Annotated in this window: 19 protein-coding genes; 12 read left to right on the top strand and 7 right to left on the bottom strand. The window is 37.4% G+C overall.

All coding sequences use genetic code 11. The annotated features are described in order from the left end of the window. Window positions 1-344 precede the first annotated feature (344 nt). Window positions 345-2,279 carry an ABC-F family ATP-binding cassette domain-containing protein gene (locus B5D30_RS06830; RefSeq protein ID WP_078807313.1) on the top strand — a complete coding sequence of 645 codons (1,935 nt, stop codon included), beginning with the start codon at window positions 345-347 and terminating at the stop codon, window positions 2,277-2,279. Window positions 2,280-2,320: 41 nt separating this feature from the next. On the opposite strand, the gene B5D30_RS06825 is transcribed toward B5D30_RS06830, so the two are convergent. Further along, window positions 2,321-3,127: a hypothetical protein gene (locus B5D30_RS06825; protein ID WP_078807312.1), complete on the bottom strand. Its 807-nt coding sequence runs from the start codon at window positions 3,125-3,127 to the stop codon at window positions 2,321-2,323. Further along, on the bottom strand, window positions 3,124-3,456 hold the full coding sequence (locus B5D30_RS06820) for a PadR family transcriptional regulator (RefSeq protein WP_078807311.1): 333 nt from the start codon (window positions 3,454-3,456) through the stop codon (window positions 3,124-3,126). Before B5D30_RS06820 ends, B5D30_RS06825 begins: the two co-directional genes overlap by 4 nt. A 357-nt stretch (window positions 3,457-3,813) precedes the next feature. Between B5D30_RS06820 and B5D30_RS06815 the strand changes: the two genes are divergently transcribed. After that, window positions 3,814-4,530 (top strand): GntR family transcriptional regulator, encoded by a 717-nt coding sequence (locus tag B5D30_RS06815; RefSeq protein WP_078807310.1) that lies wholly within the window; start codon window positions 3,814-3,816, stop codon window positions 4,528-4,530. A gap of 104 nt (window positions 4,531-4,634) precedes the next feature. Here the strand turns inward: B5D30_RS06815 and B5D30_RS06810 are convergent, their stop codons facing one another. Beyond that, on the bottom strand, window positions 4,635-5,579 hold the full coding sequence (locus tag B5D30_RS06810) for an acetylxylan esterase (RefSeq protein WP_078807309.1): 945 nt from the start codon (window positions 5,577-5,579) through the stop codon (window positions 4,635-4,637). 285 nt (window positions 5,580-5,864) lie between these two features. Here B5D30_RS06810 and B5D30_RS06805 point away from each other — a divergent pair, with 285 nt between their 5' ends. The 10 genes from B5D30_RS06805 (at window position 5,865) to B5D30_RS06765 (ending at window position 16,416) form a co-directional block, all read left to right on the top strand. Beyond that, entirely contained in the window at window positions 5,865-6,812 is a 948-nt protein-coding gene (locus tag B5D30_RS06805) for a glycoside hydrolase family 113 (protein WP_078807308.1), read from the top strand. Between the two features lie 63 nt (window positions 6,813-6,875). Then, window positions 6,876-8,630, top strand: coding sequence for an ABC transporter ATP-binding protein (locus B5D30_RS06800; RefSeq protein WP_078807307.1), 1,755 nt, complete (start codon window positions 6,876-6,878; stop codon window positions 8,628-8,630). After that, window positions 8,627-8,752: a hypothetical protein gene (locus B5D30_RS14290; protein WP_268802102.1), complete on the top strand. Its 126-nt coding sequence runs from the start codon at window positions 8,627-8,629 to the stop codon at window positions 8,750-8,752. The genes B5D30_RS06800 and B5D30_RS14290 overlap by 4 nt, the downstream gene beginning before the upstream one ends. Before the next feature lie 585 nt (window positions 8,753-9,337). Beyond that, window positions 9,338-10,642 (top strand): ABC transporter substrate-binding protein, encoded by a 1,305-nt coding sequence (locus B5D30_RS06795; protein WP_078807306.1) that lies wholly within the window; start codon window positions 9,338-9,340, stop codon window positions 10,640-10,642. A gap of 76 nt (window positions 10,643-10,718) precedes the next feature. Beyond that, window positions 10,719-11,597 (top strand): carbohydrate ABC transporter permease, encoded by an 879-nt coding sequence (locus tag B5D30_RS06790; protein WP_078807305.1) that lies wholly within the window; start codon window positions 10,719-10,721, stop codon window positions 11,595-11,597. Beyond that, window positions 11,594-12,421 carry a carbohydrate ABC transporter permease gene (locus tag B5D30_RS06785; protein ID WP_078807304.1) on the top strand — a complete coding sequence of 276 codons (828 nt, stop codon included), beginning with the start codon at window positions 11,594-11,596 and terminating at the stop codon, window positions 12,419-12,421. The genes B5D30_RS06790 and B5D30_RS06785 overlap by 4 nt, the downstream gene beginning before the upstream one ends. A gap of 2 nt (window positions 12,422-12,423) precedes the next feature. Further along, window positions 12,424-12,954, top strand: a complete 531-nt coding sequence (locus B5D30_RS06780) for a hypothetical protein (protein ID WP_078807303.1) — start codon at window positions 12,424-12,426, stop codon at window positions 12,952-12,954. An 80-nt stretch (window positions 12,955-13,034) separates the two neighbouring features. Then, window positions 13,035-14,027: an L-glyceraldehyde 3-phosphate reductase gene (gene mgrA / locus B5D30_RS06775; protein ID WP_078807302.1), complete on the top strand. Its 993-nt coding sequence runs from the start codon at window positions 13,035-13,037 to the stop codon at window positions 14,025-14,027. Between the two features lie 90 nt (window positions 14,028-14,117). After that, window positions 14,118-15,545: a glycoside hydrolase family 1 protein gene (locus B5D30_RS06770; RefSeq protein ID WP_078807301.1), complete on the top strand. Its 1,428-nt coding sequence runs from the start codon at window positions 14,118-14,120 to the stop codon at window positions 15,543-15,545. Window position 15,546: 1 nt separating this feature from the next. Further along, on the top strand, window positions 15,547-16,416 hold the full coding sequence (locus tag B5D30_RS06765; protein WP_078807300.1) for an ROK family protein: 870 nt from the start codon (window positions 15,547-15,549) through the stop codon (window positions 16,414-16,416). A 63-nt stretch (window positions 16,417-16,479) separates the two neighbouring features. On the opposite strand, the gene B5D30_RS06760 is transcribed toward B5D30_RS06765, so the two are convergent. From B5D30_RS06760 to B5D30_RS06745, 4 genes are read right to left on the bottom strand one after another with little or no spacing between them, the layout of a single operon-like run. Beyond that, a complete protein-coding gene (locus tag B5D30_RS06760; protein ID WP_078807299.1) occupies window positions 16,480-17,460 on the bottom strand; it encodes a polyprenyl synthetase family protein in 981 nt (326 codons plus the stop codon). 1 nt (window position 17,461) lies between these two features. Further along, window positions 17,462-18,037 (bottom strand): Gx transporter family protein, encoded by a 576-nt coding sequence (locus B5D30_RS06755; protein ID WP_078807298.1) that lies wholly within the window; start codon window positions 18,035-18,037, stop codon window positions 17,462-17,464. Then, window positions 18,037-18,441 carry a NusG domain II-containing protein gene (locus B5D30_RS06750; protein ID WP_078807297.1) on the bottom strand — a complete coding sequence of 135 codons (405 nt, stop codon included), beginning with the start codon at window positions 18,439-18,441 and terminating at the stop codon, window positions 18,037-18,039. The genes B5D30_RS06755 and B5D30_RS06750 overlap by 1 nt, the downstream gene beginning before the upstream one ends. Before the next feature lie 4 nt (window positions 18,442-18,445). Further along, window positions 18,446-18,724 (bottom strand): hypothetical protein, encoded by a 279-nt coding sequence (locus tag B5D30_RS06745; protein WP_144399516.1) that lies wholly within the window; start codon window positions 18,722-18,724, stop codon window positions 18,446-18,448. Between the last annotated feature and the right edge of the window lie 110 nt (window positions 18,725-18,834).

The raw sequence follows: 18,834 nt of genomic DNA, 5'->3' as shown, positions 1-18,834 counted from the left end.
AGAAATGAAAACACCAAAAGTAAAACTGTCGCTACAATATTTGCCCCAATAAACAATCCAACAATACGCGTTTCTAACTGTTATCTTTTTAGTACCTTTTTTGTATCTTTTGTTGTTTTCATTTTGAACTCTCCTTCTTCTAGCTATCTCTATGGAAAAAGTATATCGCTTAAACTTTCCGTTTTGAATTTGAAAAAATTTAGCTTTTTGGAAAAAAGACAAACGCAAGCTGAGATGACTTTTCAAATAAAAAAATCAAGAAATCCACAAAAACACTTTGTTTCTTAAAAATTATGTATTATATTATAGAGAGCTTAATATTAGACAAAGGACGAAAAAAAACAATGATTCTATTATCAGCAAACAATATCGCTCGTTATTTTGGTAGCGAGGTTTTATTTGAAAATATTCAATTGGAAATTCAAGATACTTCACGGTTGGCACTTGTTGGGCGAAACGGTGCGGGGAAAAGTACGTTATTGAAAATTATTTGTGGCAAGGAAATGGCAGATAAAGGGGAAATTACGCAAAAACGTGGGATTTCGATTGGCTACTTGGCACAAAATACCGGACTTGAAAGTGAGGAAGTGGTCTATCAAGAAATGCTCAAGGCGTTTGCTCATTTGCAAGAAATGGAGCAGAGAATGCGTTATCTCGAGGGTGAAATTGCAAGTGGTGCAGAAAATATGGAAAGTATTTTGAGCGAATATGACCGCCTGCAACATGATTTTAAAGAACAAAATGGCTATGGTTATGAAAGTGAAACACGGAGCGTTTTGCATGGTTTTCAGTTTGACGAGAGCTTTTATGACCGCAAAATTTCCGAGCTTTCTGGAGGGCAACGGACACGTTTGGCACTGGCGAAATTGCTTTTACAAAAGCCAGAAGTGCTGATATTGGACGAGCCGACCAACCACTTGGATATTGAAACGCTAAGCTGGCTAGAGGGATATTTACAAAACTATCGTGGGGCATTGCTGATTGTGAGCCATGACCGCTATTTTTTGGACAAGGTGGCAACGGAAACACTAGAGCTTTCACGTAGAAAACTTAGGAAATTTACAGGGAATTATTCAAAATACCTAGAATTAAAAGAGGAATTGCTCCAAAGTGAGTTAAAAGAATATGAAAAGCAACAAAGTGAAATTGCAAAACTAGAGGATTTTGTTGCTAGAAATTTGGTGCGTGCCTCAACGACCAAACGAGCTCAGAGTCGTCGCAAACAATTGGAGAAAATGGAACGCATGGAAAAACCACTTGGCGACGAAAAAAGTGTTCATTTTGGTTTTCAAATCGAAAAACCTTCTGGCAATGTGGTGTTGCAATTGGAAAATGGTGCGGTAGGCTATGACGGAGAAATTTTATCCGAGCCGATTGACCTTGACATTCGCAGGACGGAGGCAATTGCACTTGTCGGACCCAACGGAATTGGCAAATCTACTCTTCTAAAGTCGATTGTTGACAAACTTCCTTTGATAAAAGGGGAAATTCGTCTAGGTGCGGGCGTTTCAATTGGTTACTACGACCAAGAGCAAGCGAATTTGACAAGTAATAAAACGGTATTGCGTGAGCTTTGGGATGAACACGCAACAACGCCTGAAAAGGACATTCGCAATGTGCTAGGTGGCTTTTTGTTTAGTGGCGAGGACGTTGAGAAAACCATTCCGCTTCTTTCTGGTGGTGAAAAAGCACGTGTGGCACTGGCAAAATTATCCATGAATCACGAGAATTTCTTAGTGCTAGATGAGCCAACCAACCATTTGGATATTGACAACAAGGAAGTGCTGGAAAATGCGTTGATTGACTATGCAGGAACGCTACTTTTTGTCAGTCACGACCGTTATTTTATCAACCGCATAGCGACAAAAATCATCGAGCTTTCTGAAAAAGGGACGAAAGTGTACCTTGGTGATTACGATTATTATTTGGAGAAAAAAGAAGAAGAAGAGGCAATTTTAGCTCTTGAGCAAATGGAAAATGGAGAAATGCCACAAGTAGAAGGCAACCAAAGCATTGCCAAGCAAAATTATCAACAATCAAAAGAGAGTCAAAGGCAACTACGTGCATTGACAAGGAAAATTGAACAAATTGAACAAGAAATGTCTGAGAAAGAAGATAGCCTATCGAAAATACAAGAAGAACTCGAGCAAGCAAGTTATGAAAACAATCTTGAAAAATTGACAAAAAGCGATAAGAACATGAAAGAAACTCAAGAGAAATTAGATGAATTAATGGAAGAATGGGCGAGCTTGAGCTTGGAGCTAGAAGAATTGGAATAGAGAAAAAGCGTGCGAGTGATTGCACGCTTTTTTAGAGAAGTCTATTGTTTTTTGGGTTTCACATAAAGTTTCACGAAAAGTACAATTCCTACTGCAGCTAAAATGCTACCAACGATAGAAATACCTGATACAAGAGAGAGTATGTGAATTTTTTCAATAAAAGCTGTTGCTAACGTAAAGCAATAAACAGCTACAAGAGTGAGTGCCAAACGACTTTCTTTTTCTGCAGTATAAACAGTAACCAAAAGAACGAGAGTCCAGCAAATGATTTTTAGATAAAATAACACGATTTCACTTACTGGCACCTCCCAAAAATGAATGAATTTCCCACCTATAACGAATAGGGTGATGATAGGTAAACATGATACTGCTAACAATACCCAATAAAATACTTGTTTTTTTCTTGCATAAACGAGTTTTCCTAATAAATAAAGTATCCAAGTAAATAACAGGCATATCGCTATTGAACCAACTAAAAGAAACCCGAAATTCAATGTTTTTTCAGTAAACAATCCGAAGTAAATCCCGCCAGTGAGTAGGAAAAAGATATAGTATGCTCCGCTAGTTTTTAGGATTTTAAGCCAATTTTCATTTGGCAATTCTTCCAAGATTTCATTTGCGATTTTTTCAGGATTTTTGCCAAAATATTCTTCAGCAGATTGTTCATTTTCTTGAGCGGTCAAAATATCTTGTAAGATTTCAAATAAGGTTTCTTCTACTAATTCCTCTTTTTTTACATAAGATTTGCTACGAAGATAGAGTAACAAATCTCCATAATATTTGGCGTTTTGCTCATTTAGTTTTTTCCGAAGTTCATCATTTTTTTGAATTAATTCTTTTGTATTCATTCCGCACACCTCCATAATTCATTCACAGCTTTTGATAATTCTTGCCATTGCAAGAAAAATTTTTCTTTTTCTATTTTTCCTTTTTCAGTTAATGTGTAATATTTTCTCATAGGCCCTTCATCCGATTTTTTTAGCGTACTTGTAATCAGCTCTTTCTTTTGCATTTTCAAAAGTAAAGGATAAATCGACCCCTCAGAAACAGCATCTAGTCCATAGCTTGCGAGTTTTAGATTCATTTCATAGCCATACACTTCTCCTTGAGAAATAATTTGCAAAAGACACCCCTCTAAAATTCCTTTTAACATTTGTGAAGAAATTTTTTCATTCATCATCACACCACCTTTCGATAATTATTCACTATCTTGTAAAACAATATAGCATAGAACTGGTAGCTTGTAAAGCAAGATAGCTCAGCTAAAAAACTTTTATTGTAAAATCCCTTGCATTATTAAAAACGCTCTGATATGATTAGCATAAACAAATCTAAGTAAGCATTGAGTTTTGCAGAGCTTAGTGTCAAGAGTGATATAAAAAACTCTTGTTTCATCGTGCATGATTGATATGTAAAAAATGAGGAGGAACAAGATGAGAGGGAACTCTTCTTTTTTTATACCATTTAATCCCTAGATTATTTGTAGATTTTTTTGAAACGAGTTACATAAAAGTTTTTTTGATAGGGTGAGAAGATGAATAAGTATCAGATAATATACAATGATTTTCGTAACAAAATTGTCACAGGTTTCTATAAAGGTGGGGAAATCTTACCTAAGGAAACTGAAGTAGGCAAAGAATTTTCAGCTAGTAAATTGACGGTAAAAAAAGCGTTTGATATGCTTGTGGACGATGGATTTATCATCAAGCAAAGAGGTAAAGGGACGTTTGTTCAAGAAATTTCGCCGTCAGAGATAGAAATTTTAGCTGAAGCGAACCAATTTTTAGGAACAACCGCTCTTAATCCCAAACAAAACGTTACTTCACAAGTTTTTGTTTTTGAAACGGTAACGGTGCCTGAAAATGTGGCGGATAGACTGAATATGAATCCTAAAGGAAAAGTTTATAAAATTGTCCGTGTCCGTCAGATTGACGGTTTTCCAACGGTTTTGGAATATACCTATATGCCAGTGACTGTTATTCCTGATTTGAAACTAAAAGATGTCCAGCAGTCAATTTATCACTATATTGAGCATAAAGTTGGGTTGAAAATTTCTTTAGCACGACGAACGATTACCGCTCGTAAGGCGACAAAAGATGAGGCTGAAAAATTGCAACTTGAGGAAAATGATCCAGTAGTTGAGGTGAGGCAAATTGGTTATTTAGCAGATGGTACAGCGTTTGAAAGTTCGACAAGTGTGCATCGCTACGATAAATATGGTTTTGAAATCGTACTACATCGAAAGATTTAGAGACTCCTAAAGGGTGTCACTAAAAATAAAATCGCATGAAATCGTTCATTAGAACAGATTTCATGCGATTTTTGGCTCTCTCAAACGGTTGTTTTCCTTATTGGTTAGTCAAAAAATCCTTGAAGTTCATCAGAAACTTTTGGAAGATATTCGTGACCGTATTCAGGCAACGCTATCAGTCGTTTTTTACTGGTAATGTTGTTGTAAGCTGAAAGCTGTGTTTCAGGAGGCACGATTGTATCTTGCATTCCCATAACCCAGACGACCTCCGCCTTGATTCGAGGAGCTAAATGCTGCAAATCAATATAGGAAAGTGTGTTGAAGATTTCCTCTTCACGTTTATGCAAAGGGTCTCGAAATTGAAACCAGTAAGGAATTTCCTCAAATGCAGAAGTTTGAGCTCCTAGATTAAACGCTTTGCGGTAATCGCATAAAAAAGGATAGGTTGCGATAATTTTTTTGATTTGAGGAACAAGAGCCGCACAGGCAACTGTCAATGCACCACCTTGTGAGGCACCTTGAGCGAAAATGCGTGTTTCGTCAACGAAATCAAAAGCCATCAAGATTTTGGCAATATGTGCACAATCAAGGTAAACACGTTTGTAATAAAGGTTATCGCACCCTTCTTCCATGCCACGAATGATCAGACCTTTTAAAACACCACCACTTGTCTTAGTGTTATCCTCAGACAACCCACCTTGACCACGAGCATCAAGAGCAGCAACGACAAACCCTTCTGCCACGGCACCTATTTTATCTACCCAATCTCCGCTATCACCATGATACCCATGAAATTGGAGCAACCCTTTGAATTTTTTTCCAGCTGTTTCCTTTGGAGTTAGAAGTTGAGCGTGAATACGTGCACCGTCAGGTGAAGTAAACCAAAGATGATAAGCACGTGCCACATTTGAGTGAAACTCAATTTCTTCCAATTCGTAATTAAGCGGAAATTCGGCAAGTTCAGCGAGTGCTGTATCCCAATATTGCTCAAAATCATCAGGCTTATTTCCAGTTCCTTTATAATTTTCCAATTTTGTTAAATCGATCATTTTTTACTCTCTCTTTCTTTTGTTTAGCTACGAGGAGTTGGAGTTTGGCAACTGTTTACAACGTTGAATGCAACGGAACAACGTAGATTACTATTCCAAACTCCACACCACCTCTCTTTTTCTTTCTTGACAAATTTTGTAGTTTAAATTAAAATAGAACCTCTGGATTAAGTATATACTTTTGAGAGGGAGTGTCAAGAAGAAACTAAAATTTTTAAGGGTGCAGGTGGAAAAAGTTTAAAGCGATTACAAGAGCTGGGAAAAATTATCGAAAAAGGAGACATCATGAAATTTATTAATGGTATTACTTTTGGATTTATGAACAAACGTGGTGAGTGGGATAGAGCGTCCTCTTACGAATCATTGGCACTGCTAAAACAAAGGACGCAAGCCAATTCTGTTATTTTAGCGGTCGTTGCAGAGCAAGATACACCTTGGTCAACGAAAATTCATTATCAAGAAGATTGGAATTTGGCAGATGAAGAAGTCATCAAAATGATTCGCTATGCACAATCCCTTGATTTGCAAGTGATTTTAAAACCTATGGTCAATGTAAGTGACGGAACATGGAGAGCACATATCAACTTTTTTGATCATGCAGCACCTGTTGAACCAGCTTGGTCAGAATGGTTTGAAAGCTATAATAAATATATTTTGCATTATGCGGATATTGCTGAAAAGACAAATGTCGAGATGTTTGTTATTGGTTGTGAATTGGTGAATGCAGATCGCCGTGACAAAGAGTGGCGTGATTTAATTTCCTTGGTTCGCAAGCGTTATACTGGTTTGTTAACGTATAATTGCGACAAATTCCAAGAAGATGCGGTGACTTGGTGGGACGCACTAGACGTGATTTCTAGTTCAGGATATTATTCTGTCAAGATTTGGGAAGAAGAGCTGAATAGAATAGAGGCAGTGGTGAAAAAATTTGAAAAACCATTTTTCTTTTGTGAAGTAGGCTGTGCCAGTAGAACTGGCAGTCAATATTTACCAAATGATTGGCAATTTGACGGTGAAACCAACCTTGAGACACAAGCGACATTTTATAAAACAATGTTTGCCGCTTGTAAAAAACGTGATTGGGTTGGAGGGTTTGGAATTTGGGATTGGAAAGCAGATATTTATCCGATAGAAAAAGCTGCGACAGATAATGACTATGCAATTTATGGCAAACCAGCAGAATCAATCGTTAAAGAATATTTTATAAAGTGGGCGGAAAAAGATTTCACCTAGAAATTTCCCTAAAGCCACAGAGATTGTCGCTTGAAACTATATTAATTTGAAAGAAGTGCTCACATGACAGGGAATATCCAAGAAAATTACGAAAAAAATAAAGGAAATCCGCTCAAAACCTTGTTAGCCTTATATCAAGGGAATTATAAACGTCTATTCATTTCAGCTTTGCTTTACATTGTCAAAGATACGCCAGCGTGGATTTCACCTTTGGTTATGTCGATTGTGATTGATAATATCACAAAAATCAACAATGATAGCTTAAAAAACGTAATATTTTGTGGCAGTTTCATGATTTTTTTGATTCTACAAAACATCGTCTCCAACTATTTCCACACAAAATTTTATAGCACGGCTATTCGCAATGTGGAAGCAAATCTGCGAGGTGCTTTGATTAGAAAATTACAGCAGCTATCCATTTCCTATCAAAAGGATTTGAAATCGGGTGTTTTGCAATCAAAAATCATGCGAGACGTTGAAACAGTGCAAACTCTCTCTTCGCAGATTTTCATTAGCTTGCTCAGCGTTTCGGTAAATATGATTGTAGCACTTGCGATTACGCTTGCTACCAGTCGAGTTGTGTTTCTCTTTTTTATCGCCACAATTCCGATAGCAACGTTTTTAATTAAACTTTTTTCTAAACAAATCGAATCGAGCAATTCTGAGTTTCGTCATGAAATGGAACAGACATCAGCTAAGGTGATGGAAATGATAAATTTTGTTCCTATGTCACGTGCTCACGCATTAGAAAATCGAGAAATTCAACGTTTGCGACTACAATTTGATAAAGTTTTTAAAAAAGGAATAAAACTGGATGTTATACAGGCTTTTTTTGGTTCTATATCATGGTCAGTTTTCCAGTTGTTTCAGATTTTTTGTCTTCTCTTTACTGCGATATTGGCAATAAAGGGGAAAGTTACGCCGGGAGAAGTTGTAATGTACCAAACGTATTTTGGGACAGTTGTGGCATCTGCGGCTAATTTAATCAATCTTATTCCAATGGTAGCCAAAGGAATGGAGTCGGTCAATTCGATTGGAGAAATTCTCGTGTCAGATAAAGTGGAAAGTCATCACGGGCGAATAAAAGTCTCTACTATTCAAGGTCAGTTTTTGTTTGAAAATGTGTACTTTTCTTATGAGACGGGGAAAAATATCATTGCAGGACTTGATTTGACTGTCCAATCAGGTGAGACAATCGCTCTAGTGGGAGAATCGGGGTCTGGTAAGTCTACTATTCTTAATTTAGCAATCGGTTTTATAACACCTTCTTCAGGAAAGATTTTCCTTGATGGAAAAGATATGACAACTCTAAATCTCCATTCTGTAAGAAAACATATTGCTGTTGTACCACAAAATTCGATTTTGCTGTCTGGTACGATTCGTGACAATATCACGTATGGAGCAGACGATGTGACAGATGAACAGCTTGAAAAAGTGCTGAAGATGACCAATCTAAAAAGCGTAATTGACAAATTTCCTAAAGGTGTTTACACAGAGATTGGAGAAAATGGAGGAATGCTCTCAGGCGGGCAAAAACAACGGATTTCAATTGCTAGAGCATTAATACGTGACCCGAAGGTTATTGTAATGGATGAAGCGACTTCAGCTCTTGATGTTGTTTCTGAGAGAAAAATTCAAGAATCGCTCGTTGAAATGCAAAGAAATCGCACGACATTCATTGTTGCTCACAGACTTTCGACGATTAGAAATGCTGATAGAATAGCGGTAATTCAAGACGGGAAATGTATCGAACTCGGTACTTTTGACGAATTAATGACTCGAAAAGGAAAATTCTACGAAATGCAAACTTTACAATGAACAAGAAAAGCGGAGAGGGGCGGTTTGAAGTTTGCAACAGCGAACCATGTCGTTTATTCACTCGAAACGAAGTTTCGAGCGACATTGTGAGTAGTTGCCAGACTTCAGCCCCTCGTAGCTAGACAAAGAAAAGCGGAGAGGGGCGGTTTGAAGTTTGCAACAGCGAACCATGTCGTTTATTCACTCGAAACGAAGTTTCGAGCGACATTGTGAGTAGTTGCCAGACTTCAGCCCCTCGTAGCTAGACAAAGAAAAGCGGAGAGGGGTGGTTAGGAGTTTGTCGCAGTGAGCCGTGCCATTTACTTGCCTGAAGTAGAGCTTCAGGTGGCATTGTGAACAGCGACCAAACTCCTGCCCCTCGCAGCTAGACAAAGAAAAGCGAGAGAGGTGTTTTGAAGTTTGCGACATCGATCAATATTTAGCAAGATAAAAAACGTATGAACTTCAGTCTTTGATTTCATGCGTTTTTTTGTCTTGTTTAATCTTTTTTTAGGCAGGATAAGTTTTTTGAATTTTAGAGGTGCCCTTTATTTATTCTATCAAAAACAAAGAAGTGGAATAAATTTTATTACAAAAAAATATTTTGAAACTTTTTTAAAAAAGCATTGACAGGAAGAATGATAAAGTATATACTTTAAGTTGTAAGCGGGTTCAAACTTGCGAAAAATAAAGTGCATACTATCTGCACGAAAAAGGAGACCTATATTATGAAACTGAAAACTGTATTTGGAACACTTGGTGTCGTGGCAACTTCAGCATTGTTGATGACAGGTTGTGGTAACAAAGAGGAGGAAGCAGAAGGTAAAACTTCCATTACTTTTATAAACCACAAGACTGATTGGCAAGCAGACGGTACATGGGATAAGTACGTTAAGAAATTTAATGAAGAATATCCTGACATCAAAGTCAACATTCAAACGATTACAGATTACGGCGGACAAATGAAAACTCGTATGAACTCTAAAGACTACGGTGATGTTTTGATGATTCCTGCTGATATTAAGCCACAAGATTATGGCAATTTCTTTGAGCCACTTGGCAAATCGAAAGATTTAGAAGAAAAGTATGTGCTTTTAGCTGACCGTCAATATGAAGGTGTTCAATACGGCTTGCCGTCTCAAGCAAACGCAACTGGATTTTTGGTAAATAAGAAAGTCATGAATGACGCAGGTTATAAGGAATTTCCTACAACAACGGCGGACTTTATCAAATTAATGGAAGCGGAGAAAAAATTAGATGGTGTGACACCTTTCTATACAAACTATGCAGCAGGTTGGGTGCTTTCTAACTGGGATTTCATTCGTGCAGGTGTTTCAGGGAATCCAAGTATCACATTTGATATGGCAAATGACACGAAAGCATTTACAGAAGGAAGTACCATGTGGACAATTTATGACACCTTGTACCAATTGGCAAACAAAGGTTTAATTGAAAATGATCCTACAACAACGGATTGGGAACAATCTAAAATTGATTTTGCTAATGGGAAAATTGGTTGCTTATTGCTTGGTTCATGGGCGATTCCACAACTTAAAGATGCAGATGATAATAAAGACAATGATAGCGATGTAACATTCCAAGCATTTCCAAATCAAGTAGATGGAAAAACCTATTTAGCAATTGGTGGCGATTACAACTACGGTATCAATAAAAATTCATCTGATGCGAAGAAAAAAGCAGCACGTCAGTTTATAGATTGGATGGTTGATAAATCAGATTATGCAGAAGTCAATGGTGGTCTTTCAGCAGTGAAAGGTGCAGATTTACCAGTTGCCCTTCAAGGTCTTGCTGATGCAGGGGTTGTCTTAATGGAAGAAAAACCAGCACCAGCAGGGAAAGAGTCCCTCTTTACAGACGTAAACAACGCCTCAGAAGTAGGTGTTGGTACAACTGAAGACCAAAAACGTCGTATTGTTGATGCGGGGATTGGGAATACGAAAGAAAGTTTTGCTGACATCATGAAAGATCTCAATACAAAATGGGCAAAAGCAGTAGAAGAAAACGCTAAATAAAGAGTGACAGGGAGCAAATGAGGCTGGTATATACTGGCTTCATTTGTACCTGTTCAATACTAGAAAGGGATTGCTTATGTTTAAATTTCAAGCAAAAACAGAGAAAAGAATTCTAATCTTTTTGTTTACGGTTATTCCTGTTGCTTTGCTTTTAACCTTTACCTATTACCCGCTCGTTAAAATGATTCAATATTCATTTACAGACTGGGATGGCTTTTCGCCTACACATAATAATGTTGGAATTGAAAATTACAAAAAAGTCCTTACAGATCCGAACTACTTTATCGTATTTAAAACGAGTTTGTATTATTTTCTATCAGGATTTGTTCAACTTGGTCTAGCACTTCTTTTTGCGACATTGCTTTCATTTAAAGTGAAATTCGCTAATTTTTGGAAAGGAATCCTTTTCTTTCCGTACTTGCTTAATGGGGTGGCGATTGGATTTATTTTCCTGTATTTCTTTAAGGAAAATGGGACGTTAGATTCTGTTCTGAACATGATTGGTCTAGGTGGATTCAAGCAACTTTGGCTAGGAAATCGAAGTATTAATAATATCTCACTAGCATTTACTTCTACTTGGAGATATATCGGATTTAATTTTTTGATTTTCCTAGGTGCGATTCAATCCGTTAATCCAGAGGTATATGAGGCGGCAGAAATTGATGGCGCAAACTCATGGAATATTTTCAAATACATTATTATTCCTGCGATTAAACCGATTATTTTCTTGAATATTATTTTATCAGTAGCAGGTTCGTTGTCTGTATTTGATATTCCGTTTATCATGACAGGTGGTTCAAATGGAACAATGACATTTGTTATTCAAACGATTAATACAGCCTTTAGATATAATAAACTTGGACTTGCTAGTGCTATGGCGATTATCTTATTGGTTATCGTGGTAGTTGTAACGCTTGTTCAAAGATTGATTACTGAAAGGGGCAAAAAAGCATGAGAAAAGAAAGATTGACATTTGGCACAATTGTCAAATACATTGTTTTAATTCTAGGAGCACTTACTGCCTTAATGCCTCTTTTAGTTGTTTTTATTGGTAGTCTAAAGTCAAATAATGAATTTCTTACGACAAGTGTCCTTTCCTTACCCAAAAAATTAGATTTTAGTAACTACAAAATGGCATTTGTTCAAGGGCAAATGTTGACAGGGTTTAAAAATACTTTGCTCATCTTTGTCATTTCAATGTGCGGGAAAATGCTTATCGGGTCAGCTTTTGCGTATGTGATGAATCGCTTTGAATTCCGTGGGAAAAAATTGATTTTATTTGCTTTTACAGCAGCTATGCTAATTCCAGCGATTACTAGCCAAGTTGCAACGTTTAAAATTATCAATTCATTAGGATTGATGAATACAATTTGGTCAGTTATTTTATTAAATCTAGGATCAGACGTTATTTCGCTTTATATATTCATGCAATATTTGGATGAAATTCCAGTTTCTCTTGATGAGTCGGCGTTTCTTGATGGTGCAAGCTATTTCCAAATATTCTACAAGATTATTTTACCAAATCTTAAAGCACCGATTGTGACAATGCTTATTATTAGTGGTGTAGGTCTATACAATGACTTTTACAATCCGTATCTTTACATGCCAGATCCTAAATTGAAAGTTATTTCAACGGCTTTATTTGCTTTCAAAGGTCCTTACGGTAGCAATTGGCCTGTTATTTTGGCAGGTGTTGTGATAGTGGTTATCCCAATTCTTGTAGTTTTCTTATCACTTCAAAAGTACATCTACAATGGTGTTGCAGGGTCGGTTAAATAGCGATGAAAAATAAACATAAAATTTCAGGATTGGTTGACAAATTTTACATGATTGTAATGAGTTCTACTCGTTTTTGGTGGATATTACTCAAGAATGGAATTGTCTACGGTGTGCTTGCAGGTATTTTTGCGATGCACAAATCGGAAAAATTAGCGTTAGAAAAACAACGTGTGGTTTCGCTTTGCTGGAGTAGTATGGTCATTTTGACGATTACTAGCTTTCTTTTGATTGGAGAAGGGCGGGAGTTTATGGCAATTCTTTTTCTATCGTTGTTAGTTTTAACAAGTTTGTCAACAATTTATTTATATGAAGTAGTAAATCTTGTCGGAGAAGAGAAAAAAGGATACCAAGAAATTTACGCTCAAGCTTTTCTTAATATGTGGAAAAAATTCCCAATCAAGATTTGTTTTTTCGCTCTAGGCTTGTGTCTTTTAAAATTAAATTTGATTGCCTTTGTTTTTATTTTTCCAAGGGTTTATCAATTGTTGTTGATGAAAATGATTCTATTAAAAAAGACGACTAGTTTTTCTTGACAAGTGACAGACTTTTTTGGGAATAAAAATTGAACAAAAAATGTTTTTAGAAGTATCTTTAATACGAAAGGGGAAAAACAATGCGTACAAAATATGTGCCAAATGAGAAACGTTATGAAAAAATGATTTACAATAAAATTCAAAAATCGGGATTGAGATTGCCAGCTATTTCACTTGGTTTTTGGCATAATTTCGGGAGTGGGACACCGCTAGAATTACAACAAGAAATTGTTCGTGGTGCTTTTGACATGGGGATAACTCATTTTGATTTAGCGAATAATTACGGTCCTTCTTACGGAGCTGCGGAAGAAAATTTTGGGAGGATATTTGCAGAGGATTTGGCTCCATATCGTGATGAACTTATTATCTCGACAAAAGCTGGTTATGATATGTGGCAAGGACCATATGGCGATGGAGGAAGTCTAAAATACTTAGTTGCAAGCTGTAATCAATCGTTGAAACGTCTTGGACTTGAGTATGTTGATATTTTTTATTCACATCGTCGAGATGTTGAAACACCACTTGAGGAAACGGCTTATGCTCTTAGTAAAATCTACCATGATGGCAAAGCACTTTATGTTGGTGTTTCAAATTATTCGGCAGAAGATACAGAAGAAATGGCGAGATTACTAGATGATTTGAAAACACCATTTGTTATTCATCAGCCCAGATATAATATGCTAGATCGCAGTATTGAGGCGGAATTGAAACCTACATTGGCAAAACTAGGACTTGGTGGTATTGCTTTTTCACCATTGGAACAAGGGATTTTGACAGACCGCTATTTGAAAGAGATTCCTAAAGATTCACGTGCCTATTCGAATAGTCGATTTTTGACGGAAGATAGCGTTCAACAACATATTGAAAAAGTTCGTAAATTAAATGAAATCGCAAAACGTCGCGGTCAAACGATGGCGGAAATGGCGATTTCTTGGATATTGCGTGACGGTGTGATTACGTCCGTTCTTGTTGGTGCTAGTCGTTTGTCACAATTGGAAGATAATGTGAAAGCACTAGAAAATCTTATTTTTTCAGAGGAAGAACTAGCGGAGATTGATGAAATACTATTGTAGTAGAAAATAAGGAATAGCTCTAAAAATGTACGTGGCACAGAATTTTTAGAGCTATCCACAAATAAAAAGAATAGAGGAAGGATTATATAGATGACAATTTTAAAGTTTCCAGAAAATTTTTGGTGGGGTGCGGCTACATCAGGCCCTCAAACAGAGGGAAGATTCTATAAACCTCACGCAAATATTTTTGACTATGATTTTGAAAAGAATCCACAAAATTATTGGCACGGGATTGGACCGGATACGGCTTCCAATTTCTACAACGATTATAAAAATGACATTGCATTGATGAAATCAGCAGGGTTAAACTCTGTTAGGACGTCAATTCAATGGACACGTTTAATTGACGATTTGGAAACAGGAACGCTCAACCCAGATGCTGTTAGGTTTTACAATGATGTGATAGATGAATTTATTCAACAAGGGATTCGTCCGATTATGAACTTGCACCATTTTGATGTGCCTGTTGAACTGTTGCACAAATATGGAGGATGGGAATCTAAACGTGTTGTGGAACTTTATGTTCAATTTGCTGAAAAATGTTTTGAACTTTTTAGCGACCGAGTGACAGATTGGTTTACACATAACGAGCCGATGGTCGTTGTTGAAGGAGGGTATCTCTATCAATTCCACTATCCAGATCTTGTTGACGGTAAAAAAGCCGTACAAGTAGCATATAATTTACAATTAGCGTCTGCAAAAGCAATTGCAGCTTTTCGTAAGCACAATAAAAATCCAAATGGGAAAATAGGTGTTATTCTTAATTTGACTCCCAATTATCCAGCGAGTGATTCAAAAGAAGATAAGGCGGCAGCACATTTTGCAGATTTATGGCAAAATAGTTTGTTCATGGAGGCGTCCGTTAAAGGCGAATTTCCGTTGGAACTTGTTGAAATTTTGACAAAAGATGGAGTGATTTGGGATTCTACACCAGAGGAGCTTAATTTGATTCGTCAAAATACAATTGATTATTTAGGTGTGAATTTCTACCACCCAAACCGTGCCATTGCACCGAAATATTCTTCAGATTCTCTAGCGGTTGACTGGTTGCCAAATAAATATTTTGAAGAATATGAAAAACGTGGAGTGCGTATGAATGTTGATAAAGGCTGGGAAATCTATCCACGAGCGATTTATGATATTGCAAAAAATATTCAAGAAAATTACGGAAATATTCCTTGGTTTGTATCGGAAAATGGAATGGGTGTAAGCCGTGAAGAACGTTATTTTGATTCGGAGACGAACCGAATTAATGATGATTATCGGATTCAGTTTATAAAAGAACATCTTTACTACGTTCACAAAGGAATTGCAGAGGGGAGTAATTGTTTTGGCTATCACCTTTGGACTCCGATTGACTGCTTTAGTTGGCGAAATTCTTATCGCAATCGCTATGGGTTGATTTCAGTGGATATTCATACTCAAGTAAAAAGTTTGAAGAAGTCAGCTTATTTCTTTAAGGAATTGGCGGTGACATCAAGCGTTGAGTTGACGGAAGTAGAAATGGAGAAAGAATAAAATGGCACTTTTGACAATTGACATTGGCGGTACAACGATCAAATACGCAAGTTTTGATAATGGGAAATTATCACAAAAAGGATCGAAAGATACTCCAACGACGTTAGAGGAGTTTTACAAAGTTTTAATTCGCATAAAAGACGAAGTTTCACAAAAGGTGAAAATAACAGGTGTGGCAATTAGTAGTCCCGGTGCTGTGAGCAAGAAAGATGGTGTGATTTATGGTGCTTCGGCTATCCCTTATATCCACAATTTCCCAATACAAGCTGAACTTGAGGCAAAATTTGAGTTACCAGTTTCAATGGAAAATGATGCTAATTGTGCAGCTCTTGCCGAAGTGGCTTTTGGTGCAGGGAAAGAATATGATGATTTGCTCTTTTTCGTCATTGGAAGTGGTATCGGTGGCTCTGTTGTTCTCAATAAAAAAATTCGACATGGTGCTCATCTTATGGGTGGTGAGTTTGGTTATATGCTCATGAATGAACATACGTTATCAGAAAATGCTAGCCCTGTTCAAGCAGCAAGAAGATATAATGAAGCACAGCAAGCGAGTGTGAGTGGTAAGGAATTGTTCTCATTAGCAGAAAATGATGAGAATGCTAAAAGAATTGTTGATGCGATATTTGATAACCTTGCTCGTGCAATTTTTAATCTACAATATGCTCTTGACCCTGAGATTGTCTTGCTTGGAGGGGGCATTTCCCAAGCGGATTTTCTAATTCCAAAACTGCAAGAGGCATTAAAAAATGTTTACGACAAGGTTGAAATTGGAACAATTATGCCGAAAATTGCAGTCTGTCAATTTCAAAATGATGCCAATTTAATCGGGGCAGCGGCAGATTTTTTGAGTGAAGAAAAATTAAATTTCTAAAGAGGACTTCTAAAAACAAATCGCAAGAAACATAGAACATTTCTTGCGATTTTTATAGTTCCCTTAACGTTTTCGTTCCACCAAACTCTTGGTCAATTCATACAAAATTTCACGTGAATTTGTCTCTTCTAAGGGCAAGCGTTTGATTTTTTTTAAAGATTTCTCAGTGTAGTGATTTGCCAATTGTTCCGCACGTTCGATAGCGTTTGTGTCGTGGATAATTTGTTCGATTTTTTCTATATCAAAAGAAGTCATCTCATGCTTTTTCTGTAAAAACGACGTTAAATCCGCACGTTTTTCTTCTAATGCAAGGAGTAACGGCAAGGAATAAACGCCTTGTTTCATATCCTCGAGAACAGGTTTGCCAAGGGTGTCGCTGTTTTGTGTGTAATCGAGCAAATCGTCCAAAATTTGAAAAGCAATGCCACAATTTTTGCCAATTTCATAAGCAAGGCGACTGATAGTAAGGCTTGCTTTGCTCTCGCTTGCTCCAACAAAAGCACTTAGAGCAAATAATTCAGCTGTTTTTCCAGAAATATTTTCAATATATTCGTCAACAGTCATATTCAAGTTGTAACGATTGTTCATTTGCCCAAGCTCGCCAGTGAGGATTTTTTCCAAACTTCCTGCGTGCTGTTCAATGTTTTCCAGACTAGCCGAGTGTTTTGCTAAAATTTTAAATACCGTCACGAAAAGATAATCACCTGCATACACCGCAACATCACTGCCAAATTGGTGAGCGATACTTTTTTGCCCACGACGAATAGTTGCTTTATCCACCACGTCATCGTGAATTAATGTCGCCGTATGTAGCAGTTCAATACTTGCTGCTAAGCTCAAACGTTTTTCTCGATTTTTTTCTTTGCCAAAGTTGGAAAATAACAGCTGATACGCAGGACGTAGCATTTTTCCGCCATGCTCCAACATTTCCAAAATTGCGTTTTCCACCTCTTTGTTTTTCAAAGAAATAGAATGTTTCATCAAATCTCTTACTTCCGCCAACTCCGTTTGTAGCGAGGGAATATTTGCCCAATAATCTATCATGTTACTCTCCGTTCCTATGAGAAATTTGCTCTAACCATGTACTTTTACCATTTTCCTGCATAACTAAATGTGCATTTCGTAAAGTTTGAATATTCGCAAGGAGATAATTTCCAGCAATGCCGATGAAAAATCCTGCCAAAATACCGAAAATACTCAGCACTGGCAAGTAGTTCATGATAGCAGGTGTGCCAGCAATCATGCAAGCTACTGCAAGTTGTCCGACATTGTGAAAAAAGCCACCAACGCTAGAAATGCCGATAATGCTCACTTTCCTTGCACCGAGCATTTTGACGAGATACATCGCAAGACAGCTGAGAATCGCACCACTTAGGCTATACAAGAATGTCGAGGCAGTGCCACCAAGTAGCATTTGTAAAAGAAGTCGTAACGTGAGAAAGAAAGCTACTTCTCTTTTTTTCATTGTAAAAAGAGCCAAAACTGTAATCAAATTGGCAAGCCCCAATTTTGCCCCCGGTGCGAAAGGAAATGGTGGTGGAAATACATTTTCCGCCAGTCCAATCACAACAGCAAGAGCGGTGAGAAGGGCGATATAGGTCATTTTTTTCGTTGATTTCATTAGTAAATCACGCTCCCTTCTTGATTTCCGTCGCTTGCGATCACTTCGATTACAAGTTTATGTGGCAAGCAGACAATGGTTTGTCCGCCTTGTGAAATCCAGCCACGGCGAACGCATATTTGGTCAGCACAATTTGCCTCCACAATGCGAATTTTTCCGTCTTTGACGACAATTTTATTATAATCTCCGTCTTTGTCTTTATATTCAAAAGTTGTATTTTTTGACAAATCAAAGGTGCGTATCTTTTTATTATTCGCACGCAATTCTGCGACATAAGTAACCTTTGAATTGTTTTGATGTTGAATACTTGTAATGACCCAAGGAGTAAAACTTGCTAGTAACAAGCAAGTCAAAATAATTATATCCCAAGTCTTTATCTTTAATTCAAGTAGTTTTTTGTGCATTTTTTCACCATAGTTTATTAGATTTATGGGAGTTTCTTTGTACAGATTTCAACTTGCACTTCTCCGCTTTTCTTTGTCTAGCTACGAAGTGCTGAAGTCTGGTGGCTGTTCGCAGTGCCGCTCGAAACTTCGTTTCGAGTAAATGAACGGCACGGCTCACTGCCACAGACTTCAACCCGCACTTCTCCGCTTTTCTTGATCCAGCTACGAGGGGCAGGAGTTTGGTCGCTGTTCGCAATGCCACCTGAAGCTGTGCTTCAGGCGAGTAAATGGCATGGTTCACTGCGACAAACTCCAGACCGCCCCTCACCGCTTTTCTTTGTCTAGCTGCGAGGGGCTGAAGTCTGGCAACTGCTCACAATGTCGCTAGAAACTTACGTTTCTAGTAAATGA

Origin of the sequence: Pilibacter termitis, from assembly GCF_900167335.1 — a bacterium.
GTDB classification, from domain to species: domain Bacteria; phylum Bacillota; class Bacilli; order Lactobacillales; family Streptococcaceae; genus Pilibacter; species Pilibacter termitis.
The sequence above is the reverse complement of the archived record's forward strand: the minus strand, read 5'-3'. Positions and strand labels throughout refer to the sequence as shown.